The following is a 15,158-nucleotide window of genomic DNA, read 5'->3' on the forward strand; positions in this document are numbered from 1 at the left end:
TTCGACATGAAACGCTTCCTGGCCGTGATGGCCCTGGGCGCGCTCGCATTCTGCGCGAACGCACAACCGTGGGACGGCTCCGCCGTCGGCAAGGTGAGAACACTGGACGTGACGGCCTCCGAGAACTTCGGATTCCGCGTCTACCTGGAGGGGCAGGCCATGTGCACCGGCGGCCCGAGCTGGGCCTACGTGAACGGCTCCGACCCGAGCTACAAGAGCTACGTGTCCTTGCTGATGATGGCGAGAGCCATGGACAAGCCCGTACTCATCTATTCGCAGCGCACCGGGGACTACTGCAAGATCGGCTACGTGTCGATGCAGCCTTGAGCCGTGGCATTTCAGACATCAGGAATCATCATGATCAGATTCATCGCGACCGCGTTGCTGGCAATCGCCGCCATCGCGCCCGCCCATGCCGGCAGCCAGGTCGGCAAGATCAAGACGTTGACGATCCGGGCGTCCGACGGGCTCGTCTACTTCGTGCTCGAAGGCCAGCGCAATGAACGCCCGGCATGCGCCAGCGGCGATTACTGGATGATCCGTGCCGAGGATTCCACGACCGGCAAGCGGCAGTTGGCCGTCCTGCTGACGGCCAGAGCATCGGGCCAACCGGTGACTGTCATCGGCTTCAATGCCTGCACGCGCTGGGCGGACGGTGAGGACGTCAACGAGCTCTACCTCTGAGGCGTCCCGCGCCGTCGTGGTCGCCTCACGGCAGCATCATGTATCCCGGTGACGCATAGACGGCGTTCTTCTCGCTGCAGGCGTTGATCCCGCTCCAATAGAACGTCACCGGCCGTTCCGCCAGCTTGGCGGACAGCAGCATCGCCAGCCCGGTCTTGTTCTTCTCTGCCGTGCCGTAGTTGATCTGGCACCACCCGTTGCTGCAGGTGCTGTCGGTCTGGAAATAGACGTCGCCGTTCTGGTGATAGATGACGAGCGAGATCTTCTCGGTGCAATGCACGCCAGCATTCGCCAGCGGTGCATGGAGTGATGCCGTTGCAACGATGGCGGCGGCTACGGCTCAGGTCAATGCGCGTTTCATGGATTCCCTCTCCTGGATGTGCCCGTTGATCGGGCTGTATCGATGAACCGGAGCGGATTCTGGCAAAGCCTGACCCCGGACAGCCTGACGCAAGTCATCGGGCGGCTGTCGCCCCAATCTGCCAGGTGAGCGTTAAAAACCCCCGCTTCCCGGCAACCTGGCGGCCGGAGGTCCGGGTTGTCCCGTGGCTGTAACGAAGCATTGCAAGACTCGCGGCGCCTCCCCAGCACCGGCCTCCCCAGGTCCCGCCGCATGTCTCTCAAACATCGTCTCGCCGTCGTCGCGCTCCTGTGCGGCGCCGTCTGCCTGCTGCCGACCGCGCAGCTGGGCTTCAACCTCCTCGACGCCCTGCGCACCGTCAAGGCGCAGCGCGCCGCGCTGCCCGCCAACCAGGCGTGGCAACGCGTGATCGCGGATCTCTCCGAACACCGGCTGGCCTCGGCCACCGCCTCCAGCCATCCCGAGCAGGCCGCCGCGCGCGACGCCGCCGCCACGAAGATCGAGAAGGACTTCGAGGCCGTGCTCGCCGACCTCGACGACGTGCGGCATGGCGATGCGCTGGTCGACGAAGCGACGAAGGTCCGTGAGCAGTTCAAGGCGCTGCACGCCAAGGGCGTGAGCCAGATGCTCCAGGTCCAGGCGCCGCAGTACCGGGCGCTGTTCGACGCGATCTTCGATGCCGTCGCGCAACTGAACGCGCGGTCCGGGGTTGCTGATGCAGCAGGACGGCGCGACCTACTTCAACGTCGTGGCCGGGCTGCAGGTCGCGCCGCAGTTGACGGATACGTTGGCCGAGCTCGGCGCGATCGGCGCCGCGGCTGCGGTGGACGACGTCGCGGCGGTCGGCAATGCCGCCGGGCGCTACCGCGCGGACCTGCGCCAGCTCAACGCGGCGCTGCGACAGGCGGCCGTCGCGGACGCGCCGCACGCGGCCGACTACGCCGAGACGCTGCAACGCGTCGCCCGGCAGCGCCAGGTGGTGCTGGATGCGCTCGATGCGTCGGCGAAGGACGTGAACTATCCGCTCGATCAACTGGTCGCCACGCTGAAGAAGGGCGCGGTGCTGCAGTCCGAGCTCTCCGCCCGCGTGATGGACACGCTGGCGCAGCGGCTCGACGACAGCGAGTCCGCCGTCGCGCGGCGTTTCCTGTTGACGACGATCGTCGTGATCGGCGGGCTCATCGCGATGGGCCTGGTGCTGTGGCGCACGCTGCTCGGCGTCTGGCGTCCGATCCATGAGGCGGAGACGCTCACCGAGCGCATCGCGCAAGGCGATCTCACCGCCGAGTCCTCATGGCACACGAACGACGACCTGGGCCGGATGCTCGATGCGATCCGCTCGATGCGCGACCGGCTGCGCGGTCTGGTGACGCAGATGCAGGTCGCGTCGGGCGAGATCCACGGCGCCGCCGACGAGATCGCCTCCGGCAACCAGGACCTCAGCGTGCGCAGCGAACACGCGGCGGCACGCGTGCAGGAGGCGTCGAGCAACGTGCAGCGGCTGTCGGAGACGCTGGACGGCACGGCGCAGGCCTCGGTCCGCACGCGCGGGCTCGCCGATGAAGCCAGCGCGAGCGCCGCCGCCGGCGGCCGGATGGTGCAGGGCTTCGTGGAGACGATGAACTCGATCGGCGCGAGCTCCAGGCGCATGTCGGAGATCGTCTCGGTGATCGACATGATCGCGTTCCAGACCAACATCCTCGCGCTGAACGCGGCCGTGGAGGCGGCGCGGGCGGGCGAGCAGGGCCGCGGCTTCGCGGTCGTCGCCGCCGAGGTGCGCCACCTGGCCAAGCGCAGCGCCGGTGCGGCCGGCGAGGTCAAGGTGCTGATCGGCGAATCGGTCGCGCGGGTGGAGCGCGGACAGTCCGAGGTGCAGGCGGCCGGCGCGGCCATCGCCGGCATCGAGCGCGGCATCGGCGCCGTCAGCGCCGAGATCGAGCGGATCGCCCACGAGGTGGCCGAGGAAGCCGTCAGCCTCCAGCAACTGCGCGGGACCTTCACCGATGTCGAGCGCATGGTTCAGCAGAACGCCGCGCTGGTCGAGGAAGCCGCCGCGTCGGCCGCCTCGCTCAACGATCAGGCGGAGCGGATGAACGAGCTGGCGTCGGCGTTCCGGCTGGGCTGATCGTCGGACCGATCGAGTGTCCCGCGCCGGCGACCAGCCGCGCGCGGGCTTCGTCGAGCACGTCCACGAGTTCGGACGATGCGACGTGAACCGCGAAGCTCGCTGGCGAGGTACCCCGATCGTCCGGCGCGTCGCTGCGATCGACGCGTTCGGCGTCGTGCAGCCACAGGGCGAGCCGGTAGGCGCGCTCCAGCAGCGCGGCCAGTTCGCAGCGCTCGTCGCGGGGCGGATCGATGCTCATAGCCCCCGCCACAGGTTCGCGATGCCGAGCACGATGAAGACGACGAACAGCGCGCGCTGGAACGTCGTCGCGCTGATCCTCGCCCGCACGGCGGCGCCGACGCCCAGGCCGGCGAAGGCCGCGGCGAGCGCCAGCAGCGAGGACACGGTCAACACCGATCCGCTCTCGAAGGAATGCAGCCGCGCGGCCAGCGACAGCGTCGCGACGGTGAAGGACAGGCCGAGCGCCTGGATCATCGTGTCCTTGTCCAGGCGCAGCGCCTGGAGGTAGGGCACCAGCGGCAGCGCGAAGACGGCCGTCGACGCGGTGACGAAGCCGGTCGCCAGTCCGGCGGCCAGGCCGATCCACCAGGCGTGCGGCGACACCTGCGGGACGACCGGTTTCCACAAGCCCCACAGGCCGTAGACGACGAGGATCGCCCCCAGCGCGATCCGGGCGTCGATCGGCGCGATGTCGCCGAGATCCGGCCCCCACACCGTGGTGGCGACCATGCCGAGCCACACCGGCCACAACGTCACGACGATGCGGCGCCAGGCCGGGCCCTGGCATTGCGCGATGTTCGTGACGAGGGACGGCATCACCAGCAGCGCCGCGGCCTGCGCCGGGGCCATCCACAGGCCGAGCAGGCTCATGGCCACCGTCGGCAGTCCCATGCCGGTGACGCCCTTGACGCCGCCGGCCAGGATGAAGACGAACCCGATGCCGAGCCAGGGCGCGAGCGCCGCGAAGGAAGTGGAATCCATGCGGCGCATCTTCGAGGCGTGCCCGACGACTGTCGATCTCGATGTGCGGCGGATATCCTTCGCGTCCGCAAGAGGATTCGCGAGAGGATGGCCTCGATGAACGCAATGCGCTCCACCGCCCGCCCGATCGACTACCGCGTCGATCCCTTCGACCTGCAGCTGTTCGAGGCGGTCGTCGCGCACGGCTCGATCACGGCCGGCGCGGCGGCGATCAGCCTATCGCTCGCGGCCGCGAGCGCGCGCCTGAAGGTGCTCGAGCACCGGGTCGGCGTGCGGCTGCTGGATCGTTCCAAGGCCGGCGTCGTCGCGACCGATGCGGGCAGGGCGCTCTCGCGCCAGGCCCGCCGGGTGCTGTCGGAGCTGGATTCGCTGCATGTCGAGATGTCGGCCTTCGGCCGCGGGCTGCGCGGCACGGTGCGCCTGCTCGGCAACACGGCCGCGGTGGTTGAGGCGCTGCCGCCCCGGCTCGGCCGCTTCCTCGCGGACCATCCGGACATCGACGTCGAACTGCAGGAGATGCCCAGCGACGCTGCGCTGCAGGCCCTGCGCGAAGGCGTCGCCGACGTCGCGATCGTGACGAACCACGTCGACACGACGGGCCTCACCTCGCAGCCCTGGGTGGAGGACGAACTGGTCGCGCTGCTGCCCGCGGTGAAGCGGGGGCGGGCGCCGAAGAGCGTGCGTTTCATCGAGCTGCTGGATCAGCCCTTCGTCGGTCTCGGCGCCGACAGCGGCCTGAGCCGCTACCTGCTGGCGCAGGCCGCGCGCAGCGGCCGCGTGCCGCATCACCGCGTGCGCGTGTCGAGCTTCGAGGCGGTCGCGCGGCTGGTCGAAGCCGGCGCGGGCGTGGCCGTGATGTCGCGCAGCGCGGCGGAACGCGGGAAGACGGACGGCGTCAGGATCGCCCGCCTCGACGAGCCGTGGGCGCGCCGCACGCTGATGCTCTGCCATTCGGGGCAGGCGTTGGAGCAGCCGGGGGTGATCGCGCTGGTGACGGCGTTGATGACTGCGCCTGACGCTTCGCGGGCCTAGGTGAACGGTGGCCAAATGGCCACATCGCCTGCGGCGTGCTTGAGCGCCGTCTGGTGATCGGGCTCGAGGATGTGGCCCTGCGGGGCGGCCGCTAGCCCTTCCGTGCAATTGACGGATGGGTATGCGCTCCGGAAATATCCGCAGTTCACCGATTCAATTTCATGAATCGCCGTTCAGCCTCTAGATTGGGAACAAGCCACTCTTCCCGAAAGGACTTCCCATGGCTCTGAAAGACCTTCTTCCCGGCAAGCTGGGATTCGGCACCGCCCCGCTGGGCAACATGTTCCGCGACATCCCAGAGGCCGAAGCCCGCGCCACCGTCGACGCCGCCTGGAACGACGGCATCCGCTACTTCGACAACGCACCGTTCTACGGCGCCGGCCTCGCCGAGATCCGCATGGGCGACGCGTTGGCCGGGCGCCCGCGCGACGAGTACGTCATCAGCACCAAGGTCGGCCGCCTGATCCTCGACGAGGTCGAGGACGTCAGCGCCCGCGACAACGGCGAGAAGGGCGACGTCTTCAGTACGGCCGCCCCAACAGGATCGTCAACGACTACTCCGAGGACGCGACGCTGCGCTCGATCGAGGACAGCCTCAAGCGCCTGAAGACCGACCGCATCGAGATCGTCTGGGTGCACGACGTCGCGCAGGACTTCTATGGCGACGAATGGCTGGGCGTGTTCGAAGGCGCGCGCAAGGGCGCCTTCAAGGCGCTCGACCGGCTGCGCGACGAGGGCGTGATCAAGGCCTGGGGGCTGGGCGTCAACCGCGTCGAGCCGATCGAACTGGTCATGGCGCTCGACAGCGCGCGCCCCGACGGCTTCCTGCTCGCCGGCCGCTACACGCTGCTCGATCACGATCGCGCATTGCAGCGCGTGATGCCGGAAGTCACCGCCCAGGGGCTGGGCATCGTCGTCGGCGGGCCGTACAGCTCGGGCGCGCTGGTCGGCGGTCCCAACTTCGAGTACGCGCCCGCGACGCCGGCCATCCTCGACAAGGTCGCCCGCATCAAGGCGATCGCCGACCGTCACGGCATCAGCATGAAGGCGGCGGGGTTGCAGTTCTCGCTCGCGAATCCGGCCGTCGCCGCCGTCATCCCGGGGGCGAGCCAGCCGAGCCGGCTCGCCGAGGATCGCGCCGCGCTGAATGAGAAGGTGCCGGCCGACTTCTGGCGCGAACTGCGTCAGGCCAGGCTGGTGCATCCGGAAGCACCGCTGCCCGGCGGCGCATAAGAAACGCGGGGCATAGCACCCGTCACGGAGCGCGCACCGGGCAGCGAGGAGCAAGGAGCAAGGATCAGAGAGCAGGCGGGCGGGCAGGCAGGCGTCCGGCTTGCCGGGACGTTATCGTTCCAGCCTTCCGCCACGCCGCGCGTCTCCTTGCTCATGCCCATGCCCTTGCCGACCGATTCCCGTCTCCCGCCGCTCTTCGTCGTGTTCAACCGCGCCTCGGGCCGTGGCAACCGGGATGAAGTCGGCCCCGCCGTGGAAGCCGCCTGCCGCGCGGCCGGGCGCGAGGTGCACCTGCTGCCCATCGAGGCGCCCGGCAAGCTGGCCGAGACGGCCCGCGAAGCCGTGCGCCGTGCCCGCGAAGTCGACGGCGTCGTCGTCGCCGCCGGCGGTGATGGCACGATCAACGGCGTCGTCCAGGAAGTCCTCGGCAGCGGTTGCACCTTCGGCGTGCTGCCGCGCGGCACCTTCAACTACTTCGCCCGGACGCACGGGATCCCTGCCGACCTCGACGGCGCGCTGCGCGTGCTGCTCGAAGAGCAGGCTGCACCGGTGCAGGTGGGCCTGCTCAATGAGCGGGTCTTCAACGTGAACGCGAGCCTCGGGCTCTATTCGCAGTCGCTCGAGGACCGCGAGGTCTGGAAGCAGCAATTCGGCCGCAGCCGCCTGATCGCGGCCGGCGCGGTGCTGGCGACGATCCTGCGCGGCCATCGCAGCCTCGGCTTGACCATCGAGCTGCACGGGCAGCCCAGGCACGTGCGCACGCCGACAGTCTTTGTCGGCAACAACGCGCTCCAGATGGAGCAGGTCGGCCTGCCTGAGGCGCAGGCCATCGATCGCGGCGAACTGGCCGGCGTGATGCTCAAGCCCGTCGGGCGTTGGGGCCTGCTGAAGCTGCTCGTGCGCGGGGCGATGGAAAACTTGCCGAGGCGGACCAGATCGTCAACTTCCCCTTCAATCGCCTCACCGTCCGCAGCCGGCGCTTCGGCGCGCGCCGCGTGAAGGTCGCCACCGACGGCGAGGTGTTGTGGATGCGCCTGCCGGTGTGCTTCGAGGTGTCCCCGCATCCGCTGATGTTGATCCGCCCGGAGGGGCTGTCGGAAGAGCGGCGGCAAGCGCAGGCGGCCTTCGCTTCCGATGCCGCTTCTTCGCACGCCTCCGCCCCCGCCCCAACGCCAGCTCCCACGTCAACACCGGTCTCCACGGAGCCGAGGACATGACCGTCGTGCTGCAGATGTCCGATCCGCACTTCGGCACCGAGCGGCCGATGGCGGTGGGCGCGCTCGAGCGTCTCTGCGGCGAGCTGAAGCCCGACCTGCTGTTGATCACCGGCGACATCACGCAGCGCGCGCGCCCGATCGAGTTCTCCGCGTGCGAAGGCCTTCGTCGACAAACTGGGCGTGCCGGCGCGGCTGGTCATCCCGGGGAATCACGACATCCCGCTCTATGCGGTGACCACGCGGTTGCTGCATCCCTATCGGCGCTATGAGCGCGCGTTCGGGCCCGCCGAGGACGGTGAGTTCGAGAGCGACGACCTGCTCGTCATCGCGCTCAACACGACGCGCCGCTACCGCCACAAGAACGGCGAGGTGTCCGATCCGCAGATCGAGCGCACGGCGCAGCGGCTGGCGCGCGCCAGGCCCGGGCAGGTGCGACTCGTGGCCGTGCATCAGCCGGTCGCGGTGACCAAGACGGCCGACCTCTCCAACCTGCTGCGCGGCCATGCGAAGGCGGTGCGGCGCTGGTCGGAGGCAGGGGTGGACGCCGTGGTCGGCGGCCACATCCACTTGCCTATGTGCTGCCGTTGCATGAGCGCCGGACGGACCTGCCGCACCCGGTCTGGGCGGTGCAGGCGGGCACGGCGCTGAGCATCCGCGTGCGCGGCGGGATTCCGAATTCCGTGAACGTGATCCGGACCGGTCCGGGGCGCGCGGCCGTCGTCGAACGGTGGGACGTCGACGAGACCGCCGGCCTCTTTCAGCGTGTGAGCTCGACCGCGCTGGCCTGACGCCCGACGCGTCTGCGGCGCGCCCAGCGCGCGAGTTCGATGCTGACGATGGAGACGGTCAGCCAGGCGGCGCCGGAAGCGAAGCCGGCCAGCACGTCGCTCGGGAAGTGCACGCGCAGAAAGATGCGGCTGGCGCCGACCGAGAACGCCAGCCCCGCCGCCGCGATCCAGGCCGCCACATGCCAGCGCCGCGGCAGCAGGCGCACGGCGAGGTAGGCGAGCATCCCCATCACGATCACCGTGCCGGAGCTGTGGCCGCTGGGGAAGCTGAATCCCTCCTCGGTCAGCCAGCGGGTCGGATGCACGGGACGGGCGCGTTCGAAGATGTGCTTCAGCGTCGGATTGAGCGCGGCGTTGCCCAGCATCGCCAGCGCCCAGCCGAGCGCCAGCCCGCGGCGTCGCAAGAGCAGCAGCAACACGGCCATCGCGATGCCGAGCGTGATCAGCGTCTCCCGGTTGCCGACGAACGTGATCAGGTAGAACGCCCGCAGCGCGAGATCGGGCACGTGATCGATCATCGCGACGATGAAGGCCTCGTCGAGCTGACCGAGCGTCTGCTCGGTGTGGAGCTCTTCCGCGATCTCGGCGAACAGCATCGCGCCGCCGACGATGAAGGCGAAGCCCGCCGCGAAGCGCAGCAGCAGCGCGGCCGGGGAGAGCGGTTCAGGCGTCGCGGCCTGCCCACCGCGGTCCGGCAGCAGCGCGCGCGCGGCGAGCCAGGTCGTGCCGGTGACCAGCACCAGCAGCGCGCCGTAGATCGCCAGCGCATGGGCGCCGGCGAAGCCGGCGGCGTCGAGGAGAGAGACGTGGGACATGCGTCGATTGTTAGCTCAACATCCACGGATATTTCTGCATCGACCTTCGATACAGCCATTCGAAAAGATCGACGGCCACGGACACGTCGTTGCGCTCGTACACGCCGAGCATCGCCACCACGTAGTCGCACGCCTCGACGCCGCCGAAGCTCAGCGGCGCGCAGTGCCCCGCCAACAGCGGCATGTTGGCCGATAACCGACCCGTGCGCTTGTTGCCGTCGGCGAAGGCCTGCAGGTAGGCGACATGGATCCAGAGGAAGAACGCGGCTTCGACCGGATTGAGGATCGCTAGTGCCTTGATGGCGATCTGTTGAAGCAGTTCTTCGAGGAGCGCGGGGATCCGTCCCGGCTGGCCGCGGGGCGAAACAGGTCGAATCCGGTTCCGCTACCGCAGGGGACGGCAGTTCAAGCAGCTCAGGCTTGTATCGCATCACTCACCTTGTTCTCTCAACAACAAGGCATCGATACTGCTCGGCGACGGGCTTGACCCCGGTCAAAACGCCGCGGGCGGGCTCAGCGGCGTGGCGGGATTTGACGGATCACGACTCGCGCACTCCCTCAAATCTGCAGGTCCGGCTGTCGCCCGACACCCGATGTGCGGCTTCCACGCGACAAAGAAAAAAGCCGGACCTCGCGGCCCGGCTCTTCCTTGCAGGAGGGACGCTGGTCAGGCGTCCTGAAGAACTCGGCTCAGTACATCATCCAGCCGTTGCGGGCGACGCGGCGCAGCGAGAAGGCCAGGTCCGGGCGCTCGGCCGACTGCTCGGCGGCGGCTTGCAGGACGGCTTCGCGGGGGCGCAGCTCGACGGCGGCGTGGACGAATTCGACGACGGCGTGGCCGGCGCGCAGAGCCAGGCTCACCAGGCGCTCGCCGGCCACATTGGCGGTGCGAGCCCGGGCTGCGTCGGCAGCCATCACTTGGACATTCAGCGTGGCGGTGATCATGGCGGTTCCCTTCTGAGGTGATGTTGGGTGGCGCTTGCTTGGCGGGTGGCCGTGCGCCATGGACGAGATATTGCGGTTTTCACGTACGGCACGCCAATTGCGCTTGGGAATCGCGTCATCACCGCCGGAAATGACCCGTGACGGAATTAGCATCCGACGCATGAGCACCCCCCGCCCCGTCAACTTCCGGACGCTGGACCTGAACCTGCTGCGCGTCTTCGACGTGGTGATGGAAGAACGCCACGTCACCCGCGCCGCGCACCGGCTGTCCATCACCCAGCCGGCGGTCAGCAATGCGCTGCGGCGCCTGCGCGAGGCCACGCACGAGGAACTCTTCATCCCCAGCTCCACCGGCGTCGAGCCGACGCCGCACGCCCAGTCGCTCTGGCCGGTGGTCCGCCGCGCGCTGGCCGCGCTGCAGCAGGCGCTGGAGCCGCAGGTCTTCGACCCGCGCGCCGCCGGCAACACGGTCAGCTTCACGCTGGCGATGGCGGACGCGACCGCGGCGCTGGTCGTGCCGCAACTGAGCCGGCGCTTCCTGGAGGAGGGCATCCACGTCGGCCTGCGCGTCGTGCCGCTGACCACCCGCGACCCGCGCGAGCTGCTGGAGCAGGGCTGGGCCGATCTGGCGATCGGCTTCTTCCCCGACCTGACCGAGCAGTTGATGATCGAGGACGACAGCACCGCCTTCCGGCGCGAGGCGCTCTACGCGAGCCGCTACGTCTGCGTCATGCGCGCCGACCATCCGCTGGCCGAGCACGGCGCGTTGACGCTGGATGCCTACTGCGCCGCGCAGCACCTGCGCGTGAGCTTCGCGGGCCGCGCGCACGGCTTCGTCGACGACGCGCTGGCGACGATCGGCCGCAAGCGGCGGGTGGCGATGACGGTCAACAGCTTCTTCACCGGCACGATGGCCGTGCAGCAGTCCGACCTGATCACGGTGCTGCCGGACAGCTTCGTCCCGGCGACCGGCTTCGCCGGCCAGCTCGCCTGCCGGAACCTGCCCTTCGCGCTGCGCGGCATCGACATCAGCCAGGTCTGGCACATCCGCGCCGAGCTCGATCCGGCGCAACGCTGGCTGCGGCAGATGATCGGGGAGATCTCGGACGTCATCGCCGACGGGGCGCGGGCGTTGCCACAAGCCACGGCTGCGGCCTGAAGACCGCCCGAAGCCGCAGTCAGGCGTCACCGCCATCCAGGCCCCGGTTCTTCCTGTGGACCCTTGCAGCTTTTGTCTCCTTCCGCCGGGCGGACGGCGCGCCTACATTGCGCGTCTCTCCAGATGAGAGCCGTTCTCATCGACGGAGCTCGAAGTTTCCGGTCCGACTCCGTCCCCGGGGTCCCTCGTCCGTTCTGACGCCTGAGAAAGAGACAACACGATGCGCCGATCTGCCAAGTCCTTGCGTTCCAAGCTCCGCCCGATCGGCGCCACGGCGGCCATGGTGGTGTCTGCCATCGCGCTGGTGCCAGGTGTTGCGCAGGCCAACGTACCCGCCGGTGGTGAGCTGACGCTCTACACGACGCGCGAGGTCGCGCTCGTCCAGCCGCTGCTGTCCGCGTTCACCGCGAAGACGGGCACCAAGGTCAACACGGTGTTCGTGAAGGACGGGCTGCTGGAGCGCGTCAAGGCCGAGGGCGCCCGCTCGCCGGCCGACCTGCTGATGACGGTCGACGTCGGCAACCTGATCGACCTCGTCGAAGGCGGCGTGACGCAGCCGCTGAAGTCAGCCGAGATCGAGTCGGCCGTGCCGGCCAACCTCCGCGCGGCCGACGGCCAGTGGACCGCGCTGTCGCTGCGGGCCCGCGTGCTCTACGCGGATCCGTCCCTGAAGACCGGCGCGATCCGCTACGAGGACCTGGCCGATCCGAAGTGGAAGGGCAAGGTCTGCACGCGTTCGGGCCAGCACCCGTACAACACGGCCCTGGTCGCCGCCATGATCGCCCACGACGGCGAGGCGAAGACCGAGCAGTGGCTGCGCGGCCTGAAGGCCAACCTCGGTCGCAAGCCCACCGGCGGCGATCGCGACGTCGCGCGCGACATCCTCGGCGGCATCTGCGACGTGGGGCTGGCCAACTCGTACTACGTCGGCCAGATGAAGTCGGCCAAGCCCGGCAGCGACGCGCGCAAGTGGGGCGACGGCATCCAGGTGCTGAAGCCCGTCTTCGCGAAGGGCGCGGGCACGCACGTCAACATCAGCGGCGCCGCGGTGGCGAAACACGCGCCGAACAAGGCGGCCGCGCAGGCGCTGATGGAGTTCCTCGTGTCGGAGCCGGCGCAGCAGCTCTACGCGCAGACCAACTACGAGTACCCGGTGCGTGCCGGCGTCACGCTGGATCCGCTGATCCAGTCGGCGATCGGCCCGGTGAAGGCCGATGCGCTGCCGCTGACGGAGATCGCGCGCCACCGCAAGCAGGCCAGCCTGCTGATCGACAAGGTCGCCTTCGACCAGTGACGGCGTGAGGCGTTTCTTCGGCCGGCCGCGCGCGGTCGGCCCGTTGTGGCACGCGACGGCTTCGGTCATCGCGCTCGTCGTGCTGGCGCCGCTGGGCGCGCTGGCGTGGACGGCGCTGGGTGCCGGGGCCGCGCATTGGGCCCACCTGTTCGAGCATGTGCTGCCGCGCGCCGCCGCGCAGACGGTGACGCTGCTGATCGGCGTCGGCCTGCTGACGGCGATCGTCGGCACCGGCTGCGCGTGGCTGGTGACGCGTGTCGACTTCCCCGGCCGCGCGGTGCTGCGCTGGGCGCTGCTGCTGCCGCTGACGGTGCCGACCTACATCGCGGCCTACAGCTACGTCGACCTGCTGCATCCGATCGGGCCGTTCCAGGGCGCCGTGCGCGCGCTGCTCGGGTTCGAGTCGCCGCGCCAGTTCCGGCTGCCCGACGCCCGCTCGATGGGCGGCGCGGTGCTGGTGCTGTCCGCCGTCCTTTATCCCTACGTCTACCTGAGCATGCGCGCGATGTTCTCGACGCAGCCCGCGCGCTTGATGGAGGCGGCGCGCTTGCTCGGCGAAGGGCCGTGGGGCGCGTTCCTGCGCGTCGCGCTGCCGATGGCGCGCCCGGCGCTCGCGGTGGGCGTCGGCCTGGTGCTGCTGGAAGTGCTGAACGACGTCGGCGCGTCCGAGTTCCTCGGCGTGACCACGCTGACCACGACGATCTACACGACCTGGGTGACGCGCTCCGACCTGGGCGCGGCCGCGCAGATCGCCTGCGCGATGCTGGCGATGGTGGCGTTGCTGGTCTGGCTGGAGCGGCAGGGACGCCGCCGTCAGCGCGCGGGCAGCGTGCGCGCGATGCGACCCGCGGCGCGACGTCGGCTGCGCGGCGCCTCGGCGTGGCTGGCGACCGCGGCCGCGGCCTTGCCCGTGCTGATCGGATTCGTGCTGCCGGCGGGGCATCTGACGGTGCTGGCCTGGAAGCGGGCGGTGGACGGGCACGGACTGTCCCCGGAGGTCCTGTCCGGCGCGATGCATTCGTCGGGGTTGGCGTTGAGCGTGACGGTGATCGCCGTGGCGGCGGGTCTGGTCGTCGCCTGGGCGTCCCGGTCGACGGGCGGCGCCGGACGTCCGCGCGCGTGGTGGCTGGGCAGTGCCGCGCTCGGCTATGCGGTGCCCGGCACGGTGCTGGCGATCGGCCTGCTGCCGCCGGCCTTGGCCGTCGACGGCTGGATCGCCGATCTGCTGGGCCTGCCCGGCCTGCCGTTGATGAGCGTCGGCGCGGTGCTCGTCGTGGCCGGCGCGATCCGTTTCCTGGCCTTGCCGATCGGCGGTGTCGAGGCGGGGCTGGCGCGTCTGCCGGCGCCGCTGGAGCAGGCCGCCCGCAGCCTCGGCGAAACGCCGTTCGGCACGCTGCGCCGCGTCCATCTGCCGCTGCTGCGGCCGGCGCTCATGGCGAGTGCGCTGCTGGTCTTCATCGACGTGATGAAGGAACTTCCCGCCTCGCTGCTGCTGCGGCCCGCCAACGTCGAGACACTGCCGACGCTGCTCTACGCCGAGGCCGCGCGCGGCAGCTACGAGCACGGCGCGCTCGCCGCGCTGCTGATCGTCGCTGTCGGCCTGCCGGCGGTGCTGCTGCTGAGCCGGGAACCCGCGGAGCGGACGCCTCCTGCGCCGCCCGTGCCGGACGCCAGGTCCGACGCGGAGACACCCGCCGCGTACGTGGCGATGAAGGGCACGACATGAAGGCATCGACGTGAAGGCATCGACATGAGCACGCTTACCCTTGAGAACCTCCACCTGCGCTACCCGGGCGCCGAATCCGCCGTCCTGAACGGGCTGTCGCTGACGCTGCCACTGGGCGGCATCGCCTGCCTGCTCGGTCCATCGGGTTGCGGCAAGAGCACGGCGCTGCGCGCGATCGCCGGGTTCGAGCCGCTGAGCGCGGGGCGCGTGCTGCTCGACGGACGGGAGCTGTCCGGCCCCGGTGGCCACGTCGAGCCGGAACACCGCGGCGTCGGTCTGCTCTTCCAGGAGATCGCCCTGTTCCCGCATCTGAATGCGGCGGCCAACGTCGGCTTCGGCCTGCGTCGCCGGGCGGCCGCCGAGCGGGACCGCCGCGTGCGCGAGCTGCTGTCGCTGGTGGGGCTCGACGACCTGGGCTCGCGCATGCCGCACGAGCTTTCCGGAGGCCAGCAGCAGCGGGTCGCGCTCGCACGGGCGCTGGCGCCTTCACCGCGACTGCTGCTGCTCGATGAGCCGTTCTCCAACCTCGACGCCGCGACGCGCGACCGGCTCGTCGTCGAAGTGCGCGACATCCTGCGCTCGGCGGGCCAGACCGCGTTGATGGTCACGCACGATGCCGATGAAGCCGAGGCGATGGCGGACTGGATCGGTGTGATGGCGGACGGGCGACTCGTCGAATGGCGACCGACTCGGGTAGCCGTCTAGCGCATTGCAGTCATTGAAAGTTCCGCAGGGAGGCGGAGCATGGCGGGCTTCTTCAAGACGGAGCCTGTATGCGACGCGGAATTGCTGGTT

Annotated in this window: 19 protein-coding genes and 2 pseudogenes; 13 read left to right on the forward strand and 8 right to left on the reverse strand. The window is 69.8% G+C overall.

What is annotated here, in order from left to right:
- Positions 1–6 precede the first annotated feature (6 nt).
- Both ACFJIX_RS12465 and ACFJIX_RS12470 read left to right on the forward strand, forming a co-directional pair.
- The gene (locus ACFJIX_RS12465; RefSeq protein ID WP_377160419.1) at positions 7–327 is read left to right on the forward strand and encodes a hypothetical protein; all 321 of its coding nucleotides are present in this window, start codon (positions 7–9) and stop codon (positions 325–327) included.
- 30 nt (positions 328–357) lie between these two features.
- Positions 358–684 (forward strand): hypothetical protein, encoded by a 327-nt coding sequence (locus ACFJIX_RS12470; RefSeq protein ID WP_377160421.1) that lies wholly within the window; start codon positions 358–360, stop codon positions 682–684.
- A gap of 25 nt (positions 685–709) precedes the next feature.
- On the opposite strand, the gene ACFJIX_RS12475 is transcribed toward ACFJIX_RS12470, so the two are convergent.
- Both ACFJIX_RS12475 and ACFJIX_RS12480 read right to left on the reverse strand, forming a co-directional pair.
- Positions 710–964: a hypothetical protein gene (locus tag ACFJIX_RS12475; RefSeq protein ID WP_377160423.1), complete on the reverse strand. Its 255-nt coding sequence runs from the start codon at positions 962–964 to the stop codon at positions 710–712.
- A gap of 213 nt (positions 965–1,177) precedes the next feature.
- Positions 1,178–1,735 carry a hypothetical protein gene (locus ACFJIX_RS12480; RefSeq protein ID WP_377160425.1) on the reverse strand — a complete coding sequence of 186 codons (558 nt, stop codon included), beginning with the start codon at positions 1,733–1,735 and terminating at the stop codon, positions 1,178–1,180.
- Positions 1,736–1,760: 25 nt separating this feature from the next.
- Between ACFJIX_RS12480 and ACFJIX_RS12485 the strand changes: the two genes are divergently transcribed.
- Positions 1,761–3,170 (forward strand): methyl-accepting chemotaxis protein, encoded by a 1,410-nt coding sequence (locus tag ACFJIX_RS12485; RefSeq protein ID WP_377161746.1) that lies wholly within the window; start codon positions 1,761–1,763, stop codon positions 3,168–3,170.
- Here ACFJIX_RS12485 and ACFJIX_RS12490 read toward each other — a convergent pair.
- Positions 3,115–3,411 carry a hypothetical protein gene (locus tag ACFJIX_RS12490; protein ID WP_377160427.1) on the reverse strand — a complete coding sequence of 99 codons (297 nt, stop codon included), beginning with the start codon at positions 3,409–3,411 and terminating at the stop codon, positions 3,115–3,117. The two genes, ACFJIX_RS12485 and ACFJIX_RS12490, sit on opposite strands and share 56 nt — an antisense overlap.
- Positions 3,408–4,154: a sulfite exporter TauE/SafE family protein gene (locus tag ACFJIX_RS12495; RefSeq protein WP_377160429.1), complete on the reverse strand. Its 747-nt coding sequence runs from the start codon at positions 4,152–4,154 to the stop codon at positions 3,408–3,410. The genes ACFJIX_RS12490 and ACFJIX_RS12495 overlap by 4 nt, the downstream gene beginning before the upstream one ends.
- 96 nt (positions 4,155–4,250) lie before the next feature.
- Between ACFJIX_RS12495 and ACFJIX_RS12500 the strand changes: the two genes are divergently transcribed.
- The 6 genes and pseudogenes from ACFJIX_RS12500 to ACFJIX_RS12525 all read left to right on the forward strand — a co-directional run bounded on the left by ACFJIX_RS12500 (position 4,251) and on the right by ACFJIX_RS12525 (position 8,284).
- Positions 4,251–5,186, forward strand: coding sequence for a LysR substrate-binding domain-containing protein (locus ACFJIX_RS12500; protein WP_377160431.1), 936 nt, complete (start codon positions 4,251–4,253; stop codon positions 5,184–5,186).
- Between the two features lie 220 nt (positions 5,187–5,406).
- Positions 5,407–6,419, forward strand: a pseudogene (locus ACFJIX_RS12505) (aldo/keto reductase).
- A 153-nt stretch (positions 6,420–6,572) separates the two neighbouring features.
- The gene (locus tag ACFJIX_RS12510; protein ID WP_377160433.1) at positions 6,573–7,418 is read left to right on the forward strand and encodes a diacylglycerol/lipid kinase family protein; all 846 of its coding nucleotides are present in this window, start codon (positions 6,573–6,575) and stop codon (positions 7,416–7,418) included.
- A complete protein-coding gene (locus tag ACFJIX_RS12515; RefSeq protein WP_377160435.1) occupies positions 7,415–7,636 on the forward strand; it encodes a hypothetical protein in 222 nt (73 codons plus the stop codon). Before ACFJIX_RS12510 ends, ACFJIX_RS12515 begins: the two co-directional genes overlap by 4 nt.
- Positions 7,633–7,905 (forward strand): hypothetical protein, encoded by a 273-nt coding sequence (locus ACFJIX_RS12520; protein WP_377160437.1) that lies wholly within the window; start codon positions 7,633–7,635, stop codon positions 7,903–7,905. Before ACFJIX_RS12515 ends, ACFJIX_RS12520 begins: the two co-directional genes overlap by 4 nt.
- On the forward strand, positions 7,817–8,284 hold the full coding sequence (locus tag ACFJIX_RS12525) for a metallophosphoesterase family protein (RefSeq protein WP_377160439.1): 468 nt from the start codon (positions 7,817–7,819) through the stop codon (positions 8,282–8,284). The genes ACFJIX_RS12520 and ACFJIX_RS12525 overlap by 89 nt, the downstream gene beginning before the upstream one ends.
- Before the next feature lie 109 nt (positions 8,285–8,393).
- Here the strand turns inward: ACFJIX_RS12525 and ACFJIX_RS12530 are convergent, their stop codons facing one another.
- The 4 genes and pseudogenes from ACFJIX_RS12530 to ACFJIX_RS12545 all read right to left on the reverse strand — a co-directional run bounded on the left by ACFJIX_RS12530 (position 8,394) and on the right by ACFJIX_RS12545 (position 10,184).
- Complete coding sequence (locus ACFJIX_RS12530; protein WP_377160441.1) at positions 8,394–9,239, reverse strand: phosphatase PAP2 family protein; 846 nt, start codon at positions 9,237–9,239, stop codon at positions 8,394–8,396.
- 10 nt (positions 9,240–9,249) lie between these two features.
- Positions 9,250–9,423 carry a hypothetical protein gene (locus ACFJIX_RS12535; RefSeq protein WP_377160443.1) on the reverse strand — a complete coding sequence of 58 codons (174 nt, stop codon included), beginning with the start codon at positions 9,421–9,423 and terminating at the stop codon, positions 9,250–9,252.
- A 6-nt stretch (positions 9,424–9,429) separates the two neighbouring features.
- A pseudogene (locus ACFJIX_RS12540) lies at positions 9,430–9,615 on the reverse strand (Fic family protein); the annotation flags it as partial.
- Between the two features lie 314 nt (positions 9,616–9,929).
- The gene (locus tag ACFJIX_RS12545; RefSeq protein WP_377160445.1) at positions 9,930–10,184 is read right to left on the reverse strand and encodes a hypothetical protein; all 255 of its coding nucleotides are present in this window, start codon (positions 10,182–10,184) and stop codon (positions 9,930–9,932) included.
- A gap of 160 nt (positions 10,185–10,344) precedes the next feature.
- Here ACFJIX_RS12545 and ACFJIX_RS12550 point away from each other — a divergent pair, with 160 nt between their 5' ends.
- The 4 genes from ACFJIX_RS12550 (at position 10,345) to ACFJIX_RS12565 (ending at position 15,068) form a co-directional block, all read left to right on the forward strand.
- Positions 10,345–11,343 (forward strand): LysR family transcriptional regulator, encoded by a 999-nt coding sequence (locus ACFJIX_RS12550; RefSeq protein ID WP_377160447.1) that lies wholly within the window; start codon positions 10,345–10,347, stop codon positions 11,341–11,343.
- A 220-nt stretch (positions 11,344–11,563) separates the two neighbouring features.
- Positions 11,564–12,637 (forward strand): extracellular solute-binding protein, encoded by a 1,074-nt coding sequence (locus ACFJIX_RS12555; RefSeq protein ID WP_377160449.1) that lies wholly within the window; start codon positions 11,564–11,566, stop codon positions 12,635–12,637.
- Between the two features lie 4 nt (positions 12,638–12,641).
- Positions 12,642–14,363 carry an ABC transporter permease gene (locus tag ACFJIX_RS12560; RefSeq protein ID WP_377160451.1) on the forward strand — a complete coding sequence of 574 codons (1,722 nt, stop codon included), beginning with the start codon at positions 12,642–12,644 and terminating at the stop codon, positions 14,361–14,363.
- 24 nt (positions 14,364–14,387) lie between these two features.
- Positions 14,388–15,068 (forward strand): ABC transporter ATP-binding protein, encoded by a 681-nt coding sequence (locus tag ACFJIX_RS12565; RefSeq protein ID WP_377160453.1) that lies wholly within the window; start codon positions 14,388–14,390, stop codon positions 15,066–15,068.
- Positions 15,069–15,158 lie beyond the last annotated feature (90 nt).

This window comes from Roseateles sp. UC29_93 (genome assembly GCF_042695725.1).
Lineage (GTDB): Bacteria > Pseudomonadota > Gammaproteobacteria > Burkholderiales > Burkholderiaceae_C > Roseateles > Roseateles noduli_A.

Excerpts from the sequence above, each read along its gene's own strand:
- ACFJIX_RS12465 (WP_377160419.1), top strand. The coding sequence starts at position 7 with ATGAAACGCTTCCTGGCCGTGATGGCCCTGGGCGCGCTCGCATTCTGC.
- ACFJIX_RS12490 (WP_377160427.1), bottom strand. The coding sequence starts at position 3,411 with ATGAGCATCGATCCGCCCCGCGACGAGCGCTGCGAACTGGCCGCGCTG.
- ACFJIX_RS12470 (WP_377160421.1), top strand. The coding sequence starts at position 358 with ATGATCAGATTCATCGCGACCGCGTTGCTGGCAATCGCCGCCATCGCG.
- ACFJIX_RS12565 (WP_377160453.1), top strand. The coding sequence starts at position 14,388 with ATGAGCACGCTTACCCTTGAGAACCTCCACCTGCGCTACCCGGGCGCC.
- ACFJIX_RS12495 (WP_377160429.1), bottom strand. The coding sequence starts at position 4,154 with ATGGATTCCACTTCCTTCGCGGCGCTCGCGCCCTGGCTCGGCATCGGG.
- ACFJIX_RS12545 (WP_377160445.1), bottom strand. The coding sequence starts at position 10,184 with ATGATCACCGCCACGCTGAATGTCCAAGTGATGGCTGCCGACGCAGCC.
- ACFJIX_RS12510 (WP_377160433.1), top strand. The coding sequence starts at position 6,573 with ATGCCCATGCCCTTGCCGACCGATTCCCGTCTCCCGCCGCTCTTCGTC.
- ACFJIX_RS12555 (WP_377160449.1), top strand. The coding sequence starts at position 11,564 with ATGCGCCGATCTGCCAAGTCCTTGCGTTCCAAGCTCCGCCCGATCGGC.
- ACFJIX_RS12550 (WP_377160447.1), top strand. The coding sequence starts at position 10,345 with ATGAGCACCCCCCGCCCCGTCAACTTCCGGACGCTGGACCTGAACCTG.
- ACFJIX_RS12530 (WP_377160441.1), bottom strand. The coding sequence starts at position 9,239 with ATGTCCCACGTCTCTCTCCTCGACGCCGCCGGCTTCGCCGGCGCCCAT.
- ACFJIX_RS12485 (WP_377161746.1), top strand. The coding sequence starts at position 1,761 with ATGCAGCAGGACGGCGCGACCTACTTCAACGTCGTGGCCGGGCTGCAG.
- ACFJIX_RS12535 (WP_377160443.1), bottom strand. The coding sequence starts at position 9,423 with ATGCCGCTGTTGGCGGGGCACTGCGCGCCGCTGAGCTTCGGCGGCGTC.
- ACFJIX_RS12520 (WP_377160437.1), top strand. The coding sequence starts at position 7,633 with ATGACCGTCGTGCTGCAGATGTCCGATCCGCACTTCGGCACCGAGCGG.
- ACFJIX_RS12500 (WP_377160431.1), top strand. The coding sequence starts at position 4,251 with ATGAACGCAATGCGCTCCACCGCCCGCCCGATCGACTACCGCGTCGAT.